Source organism: Hydrogenophaga sp. OTU3427, assembly GCF_038440225.1.
GTDB lineage: Bacteria > Pseudomonadota > Gammaproteobacteria > Burkholderiales > Burkholderiaceae_C > Hydrogenophaga.
The window spans coordinates 40075-54294 of record NZ_JASATI010000006.1 but is presented as its reverse complement, the minus strand read 5'-3'; the positions used below and the strand labels follow the sequence as shown (position 1 = coordinate 54294).

Sequence of the window (14220 nt, the reverse complement as noted above, 5' to 3'; positions counted from 1 at the left end):
TGACATTTCAATGCTCCGCATCTTACTCACTCGAAAGAGCCGATGCGCTTGAAATTGCCGAAGTTCATCCAGACGAAGAAGGCCTTGCCCACGATGTTGGCTTCGGGCACAAAACCCCAGTAGCGCGAGTCCAGCGAGTTGTCGCGGTTGTCGCCCATCATGAAGTACTGGCCATCGGGCACCTTGCAGACCACGCCTTCGGCGCTGTAGCGGCACTGGTCGTGGAACGGAAACTCGGTCGCGCCCGGGATGAAAGCCGGACGGCCGTCGTCGTTGAGCACGCCAAAGGTCTTGCCACCGAGCTGTTCCTGGAACTGCTTGCTGTAGCGCATGGTGTCGGCGTCGAAGAAATCGGGCCGTGCCACGTGGGGCACCGGCTGGCCGTTGACGGTCAGACGCTTGTTCAGGTAGGCCACCTCGTCGCCCGGCACGCCCACCACCCGCTTGATGTAGTCCAGACTGGGCTGCGGCGGGTAGCGGAACACCATCACGTCGCCGCGTTGCGGCTCGTGGTTGGCGATGATCTTCTTGTTGATCACCGGCAGGCGCACGCCGTAGTGAAATTTGTTGACCAGGATCAGATCCCCGACCAGCAGCGTCGGAATCATGGAGCCGGAGGGGATCTTGAAGGGCTCGAACAGGAAGGAGCGCAACACGAAGACCACCAGGATCACCGGGAACAGGCCGGCGGTCCAGTCCAGCCACCAGGGCTGGGCCAGCAGCTTCTGCCGCGCCGGCTCGATGCCTTCGGTGTCAAACTTGGTGATGCCCTGGCGCTTGAGCTCTTCCATGCGCTGGCCGTGCTGTTCGGCCAGTTGCTGCGCGGCGCGCTCACGCTGGGGCTTGAAACGCCACTTTTCAGCCACCCAGTAAACACCGGTCACCACGGTGGCCAGCAACAGCAGCAGCGCAAAATTGCCGTCCACCATCCCCAGGTACCAGGCACCCGCGTAGGCCCCGAACAGACCCAGCACCACGGCGGTCAGGCCACTCATCGTCGACTGTTGCATCAATCTTCCACCTGCAAAATGGCCAGGAACGCCTCTTGGGGCACCTCGACCGAACCGATCTGTTTCATGCGCTTCTTGCCCGCCTTCTGCTTTTCCAGCAGCTTGCGCTTGCGGGTGATGTCGCCGCCGTAGCACTTGGCCAGCACGTTCTTGCGCAAGGCCTTGATGGTCTCGCGCGCGATGATGTTGGCGCCGATGGCCGCCTGGATGGCGACGTCGAACATCTGCCGGCTGATGATCTCGCGCATCTTGGCGGCCACGGCGCGGCCACGGTACTGCGACTGGCTGCGGTGCACGATGATGGACAGCGCGTCGACCTTCTCGCCGTTGAGCAGGATGTCGACCTTGACCACGTCGGACGCCCGGTACTCCTTGAACTCGTAGTCCATGGAGGCGTAGCCGCGGCTGACCGACTTGAGCTTGTCGAAGAAGTCCAGCACGATCTCGCCCAGCGGCATGTCGTAGGTCAGCATGACCTGTTTGCCGTGGTAGGCCATGTTGATCTGCATGCCGCGCTTCTGGTTGGCCAGCGTCATGACGGCGCCCACGTACTCCTGCGGCATGTAGAGGTGCACGGTCACGATGGGCTCGCGGATCTCCTCGATGCGGCCCTGGTCCGGCATCTTGGAGGGGTTCTCCACCATGATGACCTCGCCGTCGGGCTTGACCACCTGGTAGACCACGCTGGGCGCGGTGGTGATGAGGTCCTGGTCGAACTCGCGCTCCAGGCGTTCCTGCACGATCTCCATGTGCAGCAGGCCCAGGAAACCGCAGCGGAAGCCAAAGCCCAGCGCCTGCGACACCTCGGGTTCGTAGTGCAGCGCGGCGTCGTTGAGCTTGAGTTTTTCCAGCGCGTCTCGCAGGGCATCGTATTCGCTGGCCTCGGTCGGGTAGAGGCCGGCAAACACCTGTGGCTGCACTTCCTTGAAGCCCGGCAGGGCCTCGGTGGCGGGGCCCAGGTTGTTGGGCAGCTTTTTTTCCAGCGTGATGGTGTCGCCCACCTTGGCGGCCTGCAGTTCCTTGATGCCGGCGATGATGTAGCCGACCTCGCCCGCTTCCAGCGAGGGCCGTGGCTCGTTGGCCGGCGTGAACACGCCCAGGTTGTCGGCGTTGTAGACGGTGTTGGTGGCCATCATCTTGAAACGCTCGCCCTTTTGCAGGCGGCCATCGACCACGCGCACCAGCATGACCACGCCCACGTAGGCGTCGTACCAGCTGTCCACGATCATGGCGCGCAGCGGGGCCTCCGCCGTGCCCTTGGGCGCGGGGATACGCGCCACCACGGCTTCCAGGATGTCTTCCACGCCCATGCCGGTCTTGGCCGAGCAGGGGATGGCGTCGGTGGCGTCGATGCCGATCACGTCCTCGATTTCGGCCTTGGCATTGTCCGGATCGGAGTTGGGCAGGTCCATCTTGTTGAGCACCGGCACCACTTCCACGCCCAGGTCGAGCGCGGTGTAGCAGTTGGCCACGGTCTGCGCCTCCACACCCTGGCTGGCATCCACCACCAGCAGCGCGCCCTCGCAGGCCGACAGCGAGCGGCTCACCTCGTAGGAGAAGTCCACGTGGCCCGGTGTGTCGATCAGGTTGAGGTTGTAGACCTGCCCGTCACGCGCCTTGTACTTGAGGGCTGCGGTCTGGGCCTTGATGGTGATGCCGCGCTCTTTTTCGATGTCCATCGAGTCGAGCACCTGCTCGCTCATCTCGCGGTCGGACAGGCCGCCACAGCGCGAAATGATGCGATCGGCCAGCGTGGACTTGCCGTGGTCGATGTGGGCAATGATGGAAAAATTCCTGATGTGATTCATCACAAGAAAAGGCTCAAGCAAAGGCGCAAACGCCGGTGAGGCCATGACGCGGCACGCGGGCCGCGGTCATGAAAAAGGGGCGCGTCAACAATTGACGCGCCCCGAACCAACAATCAATGGCAACTGCGATAGTTGGGGCTTCATTTTAGGCAAAAAGTGGGGGGCGCCAACCCCGCAAAACCGGGGCCAGGGGCTGTTGCCGCACTGCAACAGGATTTTATCCACAAGATAGTCACAAGCCTATCCACCTCCGCAAGGATCAGCCTGTGAATAAGACTTGACCCTTTCGCATGGCGAACAGTGCATGCGCTCTTTGGCGGCAATCCCCACCAACAAGCCCCGATTTTACTGGCTCAGGTCACAGCTGAAAAAAGTGGGTGACTGCTCACCCACTTGAGGTCGGCACCAGGTGGCGGTCGGACAGACACAATAACCCCACCGGCCCGGCCAATGGCCCACCGGATTGCGGGGCCATTCGCACGGCTGTCGCATTCAGCGGGTGGTCGGCCGGATCAGGACAAAATTGGCCGAATCGCCACGGCGAAACAACACGTTGATGGGGCGGGCCTTGTCGGCCTTGGCCACGGCGGCCTCGAACTCCTTCAGACCACGCACCTCGGTGTTGGCCACGGCGGTGATCACGTCGCCCTCGCGCAAGCCGGCACGGGCGGCGGCGCCCTCGGCCGCCTCGACGCGCACGCCACCGCGCACATTGAGTTCGCTGCGGATCTCGTCGCTGAGCTCGCTCAGGCTCAGACCCAGGGTCTTGACCGATGCCGTCGCGGGCTGACGGGTGTCCTTGGGCTCGCTGCGCTGGGCCACGCGCTCGGGCTCGATCTCGGCCACCGTCACGCTCAGGTCCTTGGTGCTGCCACGGCGGAACACGGTGAGGGTGCTGCGGTTGCCGGGCTTGGTGTTGCCCACCAGGCGCGGCAGGTCGACCGATTTCTCGATCGGCTTGCCATCGAAGCGCACGATGATGTCGCCAGGCTCGACACCGGCCTTGGCGGCGGGCGAGTCGGCCTCCACGCTGCGCACCAACGCCCCTTCGGCCTTGCTCAGGCCGATGGACTCGGCCACGTCCTTGCTGACCTGGTCGATCGCCACGCCAATGCGCCCGCGCGTGACGCGCCCGGTCGAGCGCAACTGCTCCGACACACGGACCGCCTCGTCGATGGGGATGGCGAAGGAAATGCCCTGGAAACCGCCCGAGCGCGAATAGATCTGGCTGTTGATGCCCACCACCTCGCCACGCATGTTGATCAGCGGGCCACCCGAGTTGCCCGGGTTGATGGCGACGTCGGTCTGGATGAAGGGCAGGTAGTCGCCGGTGTCGCGCTGCTTGGCGCTGACGATGCCGGCGGTCACGGTGTTCTCCAGGCCAAAGGGCGAGCCGATGGCCATGACCCATTCGCCCACGCGCAGGCGGTTCACGTCGCCCACCTTGACCGCGTGCAGGCCCGAGGCTTCGATCTTGACCACCGCCACGTCGCTGCGCTTGTCGGCGCCCACGATGCGGGCCTTGTATTCGCGCTTGTCAGACAGCGTCACCACCACCTCGTCGGCACCATCCACCACATGGGCATTGGTCATGATGAAGCCGTCGGTGGTGAGAGCGAAGCCGGAGCCGACGCCACGCGGGCGTTCGGCCTCGTCGCCATCGCGTTCGGCGCGCGGGCCGCGCGGCGTGGCGCCCGGCGGCACCGGGATGCCGAAGCGGCGGAAGAATTCGAGCATCTGCTCTTCTTGAGGACTGCCGGAGCGGGCGCCCTGGCGCACCCTCTCCACCGTTCGGATGTTGACCACGGACGGCCCCACCAGATCCACCAGTTCGGTGAAGTCGGGCAGGCCCCGAACCACCGGCGCCGCTGTCGGCGCACCTTGCGCCGCCACCGGCTTGAGCGGCATCACCGCCACGGTGGCGGCGATGGAAAGACCCGACACGGCAACGAGCGCCGCTGCGCGCCGGCCCCAGGAAATTGTCGACTTGGCTTGCATGTGTGTCCTGTGAAAAACAAAAGTGAGATCCAGCACGACCGGAAAATGGTGGTCGGCGCCCGGATGTCAAGGCACCCGTGGGCTGTGATCCAACTTCAGCGCAGACGTTCCAGCGACTGCGCAAACTGGCGCAAGGTCGCCGGCGGCACTTCACCCATGGCCGTCAGCCAGTGTTCACCCACGCGGCGGGTCAGGGTGTGCGTGGCGCCCATGACCGAATGGCCCTCTTGCCGGTGGCGCTGGGCATCGAAAGGCTCGACAAACAGCGACACGGAGCTCAGCCCGTCAGAGAACACCCATTGCATGGGCAGGCTGCCTGCGGGGGCCGCCGGGTCGCCTCGGGTGTGGGCGGCCATGCCCAGGAAGCCCGGCACCTCCTGCCGCAGGCGCCAGCCCTGGGCATCGGCCGTGGTCTTGTTCAGGCGTGGCCGCAGGATCTTGTAGCCCTCGGTCTTGGCCATCTGGCGGCTCAGGGTCTCCATCTTCACCGGCGCGTCCAGCTGCAGTTCGGAGAACGCCATCTGCTCGATCACCTGGCCCTGGCCGTCCAGGGTCTGCATCTTCACCGCGAGGCCGGTCTGTTTTTCCGACCACACCCGGTAGCCGAAACGCAGCGTGTCGCGTGGCAGGATCTGCAGCACATCGGCGTCAACGCCCGCCACCCGGTCCACGCCCAGCAGGCGCACGCTGTAGTACTCCTCGATGGCGTTGCCCGGCGTCTTGATCTGGTCCGGGAAGGGGCGCAGCGCGTCGCGCTTCTCGGCCCAGGCCACGCGCGACTCGGGCACGAAGGTCAACACCTCGTCGTTGCGGCGCAAGGTGGTGCGTGCCGTGCCCGTGAGCGAGTCGATGCGCTCCATCTGCTGGGTGCCGTCACACACATGCCAGATCTTGGAGGCTGCCATGGCCGACCCGGCCGACACCACGAACGTACCAATGTAGGCGCGGCGACGCGACGCGTCCTGCAGCCGGTCCAGCCATTGGTTGAGGCTTTGCGCCGGTGCCGCCGTGGTGCCCGCGGGCGCGGTGGTCTGGGCCCACCCGGGGTCGAGCGCCATCAACGCGCACACGGCCAGCGCCCAGGGGCGCCAGCCACCGAACGCCTGTTGTGTCCACATCCGCAAGGCCCGCCGTTTCATCGTTCGCCACCCGGCAATTCAAAGGTGGCGTTGCGCAAGAAGCCCGCGGGCATCTGCAGCGCGGACATGCCCCCGGCCTGGCGGTGGGCGGCCATCAGCTCCTCCAGGCGCGGATCGCGCAGGATGGGCCCCTGCTGCCCGGGCACCAGCACCGGCGGCGGCTGGCCGCTGTCGGCGGCCGCCAGCGTGGTGGCCGGCGCGGGCGCCGATGGGGCCTGGGCCAGTTGTGGACCGGCTGCGCCGGGCGCCACCAGCGTGACGTTCCAGATCACCGCCGCCGCGGCCGCCACGGCGGCAAAACCGGCCAGCATCTTCCACCGAAAAACCTCGTCGTTGGCGGCGTGGTGCGACTGCGCCTGCCGCAACGGGTCCTGCACGGCCACGGGCAACACGCGCTCGGGCTGGACCTGCGGGCTGTCGGTGCGCAAGCGCTGCATCACGGTCGCCACGCGGCCGGCATCGGCCGGCAAGGCCGCGCCGGCGCGCAAGGCCTCCCCAATCAGCTGGTATCGGCCCCAGGTGGCCATCTGCTCGGCATCCTCGCCCTGCCACAGCGCCGCGAGTTCCGCCGCCGTCAGCTCGCCGTCGGCCAAGGCAGACAAGGCCTCGCCGGCCGACGGGGTCTGCGTGTCGGCTTGGTCGGTGGAAATGGGCGTTGGGCGGTTCATGGTCAACTCACTAGGGTGTCATCGTCGAGGCGGGTGTTTCACCAGCGTTTGCCCGACTGGTTTTCCAGCATGGGCTTGATACGGGCCGAAATCGCTTCGCGGGCACGGAAAATCCGCGAGCGCACGGTGCCGATCGGGCAGCCGAGGGCCTGGGCGATCTCCTCGTAGCTCAGGCCGTCGATCTCCCTCAGCGTGATGGCCTGGCACAACTCGACCGGCAAGGCTTCCATGGCGGCGTTCACGGCCGCCGCGATTTCCTTGCTGGCCAGCAGTGCCTCGGGGGTCTCCGCGTCAGAGATTTGCTGATTTGGTTCCGGATCGGCCGAAGAAGTTTCATCGTCGTCGGACGATTTCATCGCCGACATCACGATCACCGGGTCGCGCTTGAGCTCCAGCAACTGCTTCTTGGCGGTGTTGACCGCGATCCGATAGAGCCAGGTGTAGAACTGGGCGTCGCCCCGGAACTGGGCCAGCGCCCGGTAGGCGCGGATGAAGGTTTCCTGGGCGATGTCGGGCACCAGGTCGACATCGCGCACCATGCGGCCGATCAGCCGCTCCACCCGCCGCTGGTACTTGATGACCAGCATCTCGAAGGCCTTCTGTTCGCCCGCCAGCGTGCGCTGCACCAGCAAGGCGTCGCTGTCGGGCGCGGGTGGCGCGTTGTGGTCGTCGGGGTTCATGGTGTCTGTGGTGGCCGCGAAATATACCCCATGGCCACCCCATGGCCCGACGGGGTGGCCGGCTCAGCGCCGGGCCGCCCAGACCGCGCGCCGCAGGTCGTCCCAGCGCAGGGGGTCGCGCGAACGCTCCAGCCACAGCCAGCGCGGCACATCGCCCGCGGCCCGCACACGCACGAGCAGCGCCTGCTGCACGTCACAGACCAGGTCGACCCGGGCCACATCCCGCGGCGCCGCGTCCAGGCGGGCGTGCCAGCTCCAGCCGCCCTGGCGCCAGCACAGCCAGCCGGTCGGTACGGCGCGCAGGCGCCACCAGACCATTCCGGCCGCCGAGACACACAGACCCGCGCCCAGGCCCAGGGACCACGCGGCCTGCGGGTGCCGCCAGGGCTGGGCGCCCTGCCCCGCCGCCACGGCCAGCAGCAGCCAGGCCAGCCCGCACAGCACGCCCAGCCCCCAGGACTCCAAACGACCACGCCCCGCCGGATAGGACACCGACGGGGCGTGGTAGCGGGTCATGCCCGAACTCGTTGGCGGAGACGGCTCAGGCGCGCTTGAAGATCAGCGTGCCGTTGGTGCCACCGAAGCCGAAGTTGTTCTTCATGGCCACATCGATCTTCAGGTCCCGCGCGGTGTTGGCGCAGTAGTCCAGGTCGCACTCCGGGTCCTGGTTGAAGATGTTGATGGTCGGCGGGCTTTTCTGGTGGTGCAGCGCCAGCACGGTGAACACCGACTCGATGCCACCGGCACCACCCAGCAGGTGGCCGGTCATGGACTTGGTCGAGTTGACCACCGTCTTCCTGGCGTGGTCGCCCAGGGCGGCCTTGATCGCGTTGGTCTCGTTCACGTCGCCCAGCGGGGTGGACGTGCCGTGCGCGTTCAGGTAGTCGATCTGGTCGGCGTTGATGCCGGCGTTGCGCAGCGCCAGCACCATGGCGCGGCGGGGGCCGTCCATGCTGGGCGCGGTCATGTGGCCGGCGTCGGCGCTCATGCCAAAACCCGCCAGTTCGGCGTAGATCTTGGCGCCGCGCGCCTTGGCGTGTTCGTACTCTTCGAGCACCAGCACGCCCGCGCCCTCGCCCAGCACGAAGCCGTCGCGGTCCTTGTCCCAGGGGCGGGACGCGGTGGCCGGGTCGTCGTTGCGGGTGGACAGTGCGCGCATGGCGGCAAAACCGCCCAGGCCCAGCGGTGACACGGTGGCTTCGGAGCCGCCCGCGACCACCACGTCGGCGTCGCCGTACTCGATCAGGCGCCCGGCCTCACCGATGCAGTGCAGGCCGGTGGTGCAGGCGGTCACGATGGCGAGGTTGGGGCCTTTGAAGCCAAAACGCATCGACACGTGGCCGGCGATCATGTTGGAGATGGAGGCCGGCACAAAAAACGGCGAGATGCGCCGTGGTCCGCGGTTGGTGAGTTCGGCGTGGGTCTCCTCGATCAGCGGCAGACCGCCGATGCCCGAGCCGATCACACAGCCGATGCGCTCGGCCACATCGGCCTCGAGCGCCTCACCGACCTTCAACCCGGCGTCGGCCACGGCCTGGGCCGCGGCGGCAACGCCGTAGTGGATGAAGGTGTCCATGGTCCGCGCCTCTTTGGTCCCCATATAGGACTCGAGCGGGAAATTCTTCACCTCGCCCGCGATCTTGCAGGCGAAGCTGGAGGCATCGAATTTGGTGACCAGGTCAATGCCGGAGCGACCGGCGAGCAAATTGGCCCAGGCCTCGTCCACCGTGTTGCCCACGGGACTGACGCAGCCCAGACCGGTCACGACAACACGGCGTCTGGTCATGCCAAATCAAGCCTTCTGGTGGCCGACTGCGTAGTCGATGGCGTTTTGCACCGTGGTGATCTTCTCGGCGTCTTCGTCGGGGATCTCGATGCCGAACTCGTCTTCCAGGGCCATCACCAGTTCCACGGTGTCGAGCGAGTCTGCACCCAGATCGGCCACGAAGGCTTTTTCGTTGGTGACCTGGCTTTCCTCCACGCCGAGTTGTTCGGCAATGATTTTCTTCACGCGTGCTTCGATATCGCTCATATGTCCCTCAAAGGGTGGTTGGAATGAAGGCCGCCATTTTAGCCGGGCTAGGGTTGCACATCTAAAAGGCAACCCCGACCGGCCCGCCGGGCGGGTTCAAACGACGTTGAGAACAGGGTCAGGCCATGAACATGCCGCCGTTGACGTGCAGCTCCTGGCCGGTGATGTAGGCCGCCTGGGGCGACGCCAGGAAAGACACCGCGTGGGCGATGTCGGCCGGCTTGCCCAGGTGGCCCAGCGGAATCTGGCCCAGCAGCGCCTTTTGCTGCTCTTCGGCCAGGCTGGCGGTCATGTCGGTCTCGATGAAGCCCGGCGCCACGCAGTTGACGGTGATATTGCGGCTGCCCAGCTCGCGCGCCAGGGCACGCGTCATGCCGGCCACGCCGGCCTTGGCGGCCGCGTAGTTGGCCTGACCCGGGTTGCCCGAGGCGCCCACCACGCTGGTGATGCCGATGATGCGGCCATACCGCTGCTTCATCATCGGGCGGATGACGGCGCGGCTCATGCGGAACACGGCCTTGAGGTTGGTGTCCAGCACCGCGTCCCAGTCGTCGTCCTTCAAGCGCATGGCCAGCATGTCGCGGGTGATGCCGGCGTTGTTGACCAGCACGTGCAGGGCGCCATGTTCCTTCACGATGGCGTCCACCAGTGCTTCGCCGGCGGCGGCGTCGTTCACGTCCAGCGTGGCGCCACGGCAGCCGGCATGGGCCGCCAGGGCGGCGCTGATGCGGGCCGCGCCTTCGTCGCTGGTGGCGGTGCCGATGACCTTGAGGCCACGCGCGGCCAGTTCCAGCGCGATCGCCGCGCCAATGCCACGCGAGGCACCCGTGACCAGGGCCACCTGGCCTTCGAATTTGACTTCACTCATGCGAGCAATCCCTTCACTTCGGCCAGCGTGGCCGGGTCAAACAACGCGGCGCCGGTCAGCTCGGCGTTGATGCGCTTGGTCATGCCGGCCAGCACCTTGCCCGGGCCACACTCCACCAGGGTGGTGATGCCACGGCCCTGGATGGCCTGGACACACTCGACCCAGCGCACCGGCCCGAAGGCCTGGCGGTAGAGCGCGTCGCGGATGCGGTCGGCGTCGGTTTCCACCGCCACGTCGATGTTGTTGACCAGCGGGATTTGCGGAGCGGCAAGGGCCGTGTCGGCCAGCTTGGCCTTCAGCTTGTCGGCCGCCGGCTTCATCAGACTGGAGTGGAAAGGCGCGGACACCGGCAGCGGCAGCGCACGCTTGGCCCCGTTGGCCTTGAGCACCTCGCAGGCTTTTTCGACCGCGGCCTTGCTGCCGGCGATCACGGTCTGGGCGGCGTCATTGAAATTGACCGCCTCCACCACCTCCGCGCTGCCGGGGCCGAACGTGGCCTGCGCCTCGGCGCAGCCGGCGATGACCTTGGCAGCGTCCATGCCCAGAATGGCGGCCATGGCGCCGGTGCCCACCGGCACCGCCTCCTGCATGGCGGCGGCGCGAAAACGCACCAGCGGCGCGGCCTGGGCCAGCGTCAGCACACCCGAGGCGACCAGCGCAGAGTACTCGCCCAGCGAGTGGCCGGCCACAGCGGCGGGCAGCGCGCCGCCATCGGCACGCCAGACACGCCAGGCAGCCACCGCCGCCACCAGCATCACCGGCTGGGTGTTGGTGGTCAGCGCCAGGGCCTCCTTGGGGCCTTCCTGGATCAGGTGGCCGACGTCCTCGCCCAGGGCGTCAGAGGCTTCCTGCAGGGTGTCCCGCACCACGGGGTGGTCGCCCCAGGCGTCCAGCATGCCCACCGACTGCGAGCCCTGACCGGGAAAAACAAAAGCAAAGGGTTTCATGGCAATGGCCTTTGGCGGACCGGGGTCCGCGCAGGGATATTGAATGAGGAATCAATAGGTGAGCAGCACAGCGCCCCAGGTGAAGCCGCCGCCCACGCCTTCGAGCATGAGGGTCTGCCCCTTCTGGACCTGGCCGGCACGCACCGCGTGATCCAGCGCCAGCGGGATGGAGGCCGCCGAGGTGTTGCCGTGCTGGTCCACCGTGACCACCACCTTGTCCATGGAGAGCTTGAGCTTGCGCGCGGTGCTCGTCATGATGCGGATGTTGGCCTGGTGCGGAATCAGCCAGTCGATGTCGGTGTCCTTCAGGCCCGCCTTGGCCAGCGTGGCACGGGCCGCGTCTTCGAGCACGCCGACGGCCAGCTTGAACACCGCTTGACCGTCCATCTTGAGGGTGGGATCGCCCAGCACCTGGCCGCCCGAGACCGTGCCCGGCACACACAGGATACCCACGTGCTTGCCATCGGCGTGCAGGTCGGTGGCCAGGATACCCGGCGTGTCGCTGGCCTCCAGCACCACGGCGCCAGCGCCATCGCCAAACAGCACGCAGGTGGTGCGGTCATTGAAATCCAGGATGCGGCTGAACACCTCCGCACCGATCACCAGCGCCTTGCTGGCGGTGCCCGTGCGGATCATGGCATCGGCCACGGTCAGCGCATAGACAAAGCCGCTGCACACGGCCTGCACGTCGAACACCGGGCAGCCGGCAATGCCCAGCTTGTGCTGCAGGATGGCCGCGGTGGAGGGGAACACCATGTCCGGCGTGGACGTGGCGACGATGATCAGGTCGATGTCCTGCGGCTGCAGACCGGCGGCCGCGATGGCGCGGCGGGCGGCCTCGGCACCGAGGTCGCTGCTGCACACATCGGGCGCGGCAAAGTGGCGCGCCCGGATGCCGGTGCGCTCCACGATCCATTCGTCGGACGTTTCCAGGCCCCGTTCGGCCAGCTCGGCCGCCAGGTCGGCGTTGGTGACACGGCGCGGCGGCAAATAGCTGCCGGTACCGGTGATGCGGGAATAAACGGTCATTTACTCTGGGGCGGCCGCCGAGGCCGGCACGGCGTTGGCGCCGGTCAACAGGGGCGCGGCGTGCGCAATGCGGGCCTGCACACGGTCCAGCAAGTGGTTTCGGGCCGCATCATACGCCCGGATCAGTGCCTGCTCAAAGGCGAACGGGTCGGCCGAGCCGTGGCTCTTGAACACCAGCCCACGCAAACCCAACAAGGCCGCGCCGTTGTAGCGCCGGTAGTCCACGCGCTTTTTAAAGGCAGATAGCACCGGATAGGCGACAACTGCCGCGATTTTGGTGAATATGTTGCGCGAAAACTCTTGCCGCAAAAATTCGGCGATCATCGACGCTAGGCCTTCGCTGGTCTTGAGGGCGACATTGCCAACAAAACCGTCACAGACCACGATATCCGCCGTGCCCTTGAAGATGTCGTTGCCCTCGACGTTGCCGATGAAGTTGAGGTCGCCCGCCTCGCCGGCGCTGCGCAGCAGCTCGCCCGCCTTCTTGATGACCTCGTTGCCCTTGATGGCCTCGGAACCGATGTTGAGCAGACCCACGCTGGGTTGTGGCTTGTTCTTGAGCACGGAATCGAGCGCCGAGCCCATGACCGCGAATTCGAGCAGGTGCTGCTCGGTGCAGTCGACATTGGCCCCCAGGTCCAGCACGGTGGTGGCGTCGCCACGGGCGTTGGGCATGGGATAGGCGATGGCCGGGCGGTCGATGCCATCAAGCGTTTTGAGCAGATAGCGTGCGATCGCCATCAAAGCACCCGTGTTACCGGCCGATATGGCCGCTTGCGCCGCGCCGTCCTTGACCTGCTGGATCGCCACCCGCATGGACGAATCCTTCTTGCGGCGCAGGGCAACCTCCACCGGATCGTCCATGGCCACGACCTCGCTGGCCGGCACCAGGGTGGCGCGCTCGTGCCGGAAGCCGCTCAATGCCTCGGGCAGACCCACCAGCAGCAGGTGCACGTCGGCGTGCTGCTCCAGCAGGCGCCGGCAGGCCGGCAAGGTGATGGCGGGACCATGGTCGCCGCCCATGCAGTCAACGGCAAGGGTGATCATGCGTGCAAACAAAAAGGCCCGAAGCTACTGTTGGCGTAGCGCCGGGCCTTGATTGGGGCTGGAAGTGAAGCCGGGTTGGCCGATCCGCGCGGAAAGCGCGATCAGGCCTCGGACTTGTTCTTCAGCACCTGGCGACCGCGGTAGAAACCGTTGGGGCTGATGTGGTGACGCAGATGGACTTCACCGGTGGTCGGCTCAACAGCCGTGCCCGGGGTGGTCAGGGCGTTGTGCGAGCGGTGCATGCCGCGCTTGGAAGGCGATTTCTTGTTTTGCTGAACGGCCATGGTGGGCTCCTGAAAAAAATGAAACTGAGTGGAATGCGCTCAACCCACTCTAGCCGTGGCCGGCGCCGAACTCCGCATTATAGCCTTATCCGAAGCATCTGCCCAGTTCGGGCTCAACCCTTCTTGATTTGCTGCAGCACGGCAAAGGGATTCGGCCGGGCTGGCGCGTCCTCGATGACCGGCCCGGCGGAGGTCGGCAGGGCCGTCGGGCAGACCCCGTGCATGGGCACCAGGGGCTGGGCCATGATCAGTTCGTCCTCGATCAGTTCGCGCAGCTGGAAGGCCGGCTGAAACACCAGCACGTCCTCCTCGCTGTCCTCGTCCTCGTTGTCGGCGGTGGCCTCGTCGGCCACGAAGCGGAACCAGCGGTCGATGTCCAGCGCCTCGTCCACCGGCGCCAGGCAGCGCTGGCAGGTCAGGGGCAGCGACGTGGCCGCCTGCAGATGCAGCCACAACACCGGGGCCTCCAGCGTGGCCGCGCCCGGCACGGGCACCGGGCGCCGCCATTCGGCACGGGCCACCCAGCGCACCAGGCGCTGCGTGGCATCGCCGGCTTCGGCCGCCAGGCGCGGGAACAAGGCCAGCGCGTCGTCGCCCTGCAGCGGCTCGCCCGACTGCGCCAGCATGCGCAGATCAAGTCGGTCGGGATTGAATCGTGTGGACATGCGCTCGGGGGTATGCTTGAAAGATCAGCCCGCCATTTTAGTTGC

Annotated in this window: 15 protein-coding genes; all 15 read right to left on the bottom strand. The window is 66.6% G+C overall.

Annotation, left to right across the window (positions count from 1 at the left end; all coding sequences use genetic code 11):
- Nucleotides 1–26: 26 nt before the first annotated feature.
- The 15 genes from lepB to AAHB17_RS05335 all read right to left on the bottom strand — a co-directional run bounded on the left by lepB (nt 27) and on the right by AAHB17_RS05335 (nt 14175).
- Nucleotides 27–1010, bottom strand: a complete 984-nt coding sequence (lepB, locus tag AAHB17_RS05405; RefSeq protein WP_446719557.1) for a signal peptidase I — start codon at nt 1008–1010, stop codon at nt 27–29.
- The gene (gene lepA / locus AAHB17_RS05400) at nt 1010–2818 is read right to left on the bottom strand and encodes a translation elongation factor 4 (protein WP_342129474.1); all 1809 of its coding nucleotides are present in this window, start codon (nt 2816–2818) and stop codon (nt 1010–1012) included. Before lepA ends, lepB begins: the two co-directional genes overlap by 1 nt.
- A 492-nt stretch (nt 2819–3310) precedes the next feature.
- Nucleotides 3311–4726, bottom strand: a complete 1416-nt coding sequence (locus AAHB17_RS05395; protein ID WP_446719559.1) for a Do family serine endopeptidase — start codon at nt 4724–4726, stop codon at nt 3311–3313.
- A gap of 185 nt (nt 4727–4911) precedes the next feature.
- A complete protein-coding gene (locus AAHB17_RS05390) occupies nt 4912–5934 on the bottom strand; it encodes a MucB/RseB C-terminal domain-containing protein (RefSeq protein ID WP_342129472.1) in 1023 nt (340 codons plus the stop codon).
- Nucleotides 5935–5951: 17 nt separating this feature from the next.
- Nucleotides 5952–6623, bottom strand: a complete 672-nt coding sequence (locus tag AAHB17_RS05385; protein ID WP_342129471.1) for a sigma-E factor negative regulatory protein — start codon at nt 6621–6623, stop codon at nt 5952–5954.
- 38 nt (nt 6624–6661) lie between these two features.
- Nucleotides 6662–7303, bottom strand: a complete 642-nt coding sequence (gene rpoE, locus AAHB17_RS05380; protein WP_342129470.1) for an RNA polymerase sigma factor RpoE — start codon at nt 7301–7303, stop codon at nt 6662–6664.
- A gap of 63 nt (nt 7304–7366) precedes the next feature.
- A complete protein-coding gene (locus tag AAHB17_RS05375; RefSeq protein WP_342129469.1) occupies nt 7367–7819 on the bottom strand; it encodes a hypothetical protein in 453 nt (150 codons plus the stop codon).
- A gap of 25 nt (nt 7820–7844) precedes the next feature.
- On the bottom strand, nt 7845–9089 hold the full coding sequence (gene fabF, locus AAHB17_RS05370) for a beta-ketoacyl-ACP synthase II (protein WP_342129468.1): 1245 nt from the start codon (nt 9087–9089) through the stop codon (nt 7845–7847).
- Nucleotides 9090–9095: 6 nt separating this feature from the next.
- Entirely contained in the window at nt 9096–9335 is a 240-nt protein-coding gene (acpP, locus tag AAHB17_RS05365; RefSeq protein WP_342129467.1) for an acyl carrier protein, read from the bottom strand.
- 118 nt (nt 9336–9453) lie between these two features.
- The gene (gene fabG / locus AAHB17_RS05360; RefSeq protein WP_342129466.1) at nt 9454–10203 is read right to left on the bottom strand and encodes a 3-oxoacyl-ACP reductase FabG; all 750 of its coding nucleotides are present in this window, start codon (nt 10201–10203) and stop codon (nt 9454–9456) included.
- Complete coding sequence (gene fabD, locus AAHB17_RS05355) at nt 10200–11150, bottom strand: ACP S-malonyltransferase (protein ID WP_342129465.1); 951 nt, start codon at nt 11148–11150, stop codon at nt 10200–10202. Before fabD ends, fabG begins: the two co-directional genes overlap by 4 nt.
- 51 nt (nt 11151–11201) lie before the next feature.
- Complete coding sequence (locus AAHB17_RS05350; RefSeq protein WP_342129464.1) at nt 11202–12179, bottom strand: beta-ketoacyl-ACP synthase III; 978 nt, start codon at nt 12177–12179, stop codon at nt 11202–11204.
- On the bottom strand, nt 12180–13226 hold the full coding sequence (gene plsX, locus AAHB17_RS05345; protein WP_342129463.1) for a phosphate acyltransferase PlsX: 1047 nt from the start codon (nt 13224–13226) through the stop codon (nt 12180–12182).
- Between the two features lie 101 nt (nt 13227–13327).
- Entirely contained in the window at nt 13328–13510 is a 183-nt protein-coding gene (gene rpmF / locus AAHB17_RS05340) for a 50S ribosomal protein L32 (protein ID WP_009518787.1), read from the bottom strand.
- A 113-nt stretch (nt 13511–13623) separates the two neighbouring features.
- A complete protein-coding gene (locus AAHB17_RS05335; protein WP_342129462.1) occupies nt 13624–14175 on the bottom strand; it encodes a YceD family protein in 552 nt (183 codons plus the stop codon).
- Nucleotides 14176–14220: the final 45 nt, after the last annotated feature.

Coding starts and splice junctions, on each gene's coding strand:
- lepB (WP_446719557.1), bottom strand. CDS start 1,010: ATGCAACAGTCGACGATGAGTGGCCTGACCGCCGTGGTGCTGGGTCTG.
- lepA (WP_342129474.1), bottom strand. CDS start 2,818: ATGAATCACATCAGGAATTTTTCCATCATTGCCCACATCGACCACGGC.
- AAHB17_RS05395 (WP_446719559.1), bottom strand. CDS start 4,726: ATGCCGCTCAAGCCGGTGGCGGCGCAAGGTGCGCCGACAGCGGCGCCG.
- AAHB17_RS05390 (WP_342129472.1), bottom strand. CDS start 5,934: ATGTGGACACAACAGGCGTTCGGTGGCTGGCGCCCCTGGGCGCTGGCC.
- AAHB17_RS05385 (WP_342129471.1), bottom strand. CDS start 6,623: ATGAACCGCCCAACGCCCATTTCCACCGACCAAGCCGACACGCAGACC.
- rpoE (WP_342129470.1), bottom strand. CDS start 7,303: ATGAACCCCGACGACCACAACGCGCCACCCGCGCCCGACAGCGACGCC.
- AAHB17_RS05375 (WP_342129469.1), bottom strand. CDS start 7,819: ATGACCCGCTACCACGCCCCGTCGGTGTCCTATCCGGCGGGGCGTGGT.
- fabF (WP_342129468.1), bottom strand. CDS start 9,089: ATGACCAGACGCCGTGTTGTCGTGACCGGTCTGGGCTGCGTCAGTCCC.
- acpP (WP_342129467.1), bottom strand. CDS start 9,335: ATGAGCGATATCGAAGCACGCGTGAAGAAAATCATTGCCGAACAACTC.
- fabG (WP_342129466.1), bottom strand. CDS start 10,203: ATGAGTGAAGTCAAATTCGAAGGCCAGGTGGCCCTGGTCACGGGTGCC.
- fabD (WP_342129465.1), bottom strand. CDS start 11,150: ATGAAACCCTTTGCTTTTGTTTTTCCCGGTCAGGGCTCGCAGTCGGTG.
- AAHB17_RS05350 (WP_342129464.1), bottom strand. CDS start 12,179: ATGACCGTTTATTCCCGCATCACCGGTACCGGCAGCTATTTGCCGCCG.
- plsX (WP_342129463.1), bottom strand. CDS start 13,226: ATGATCACCCTTGCCGTTGACTGCATGGGCGGCGACCATGGTCCCGCC.
- rpmF (WP_009518787.1), bottom strand. CDS start 13,510: ATGGCCGTTCAGCAAAACAAGAAATCGCCTTCCAAGCGCGGCATGCAC.
- AAHB17_RS05335 (WP_342129462.1), bottom strand. CDS start 14,175: ATGTCCACACGATTCAATCCCGACCGACTTGATCTGCGCATGCTGGCG.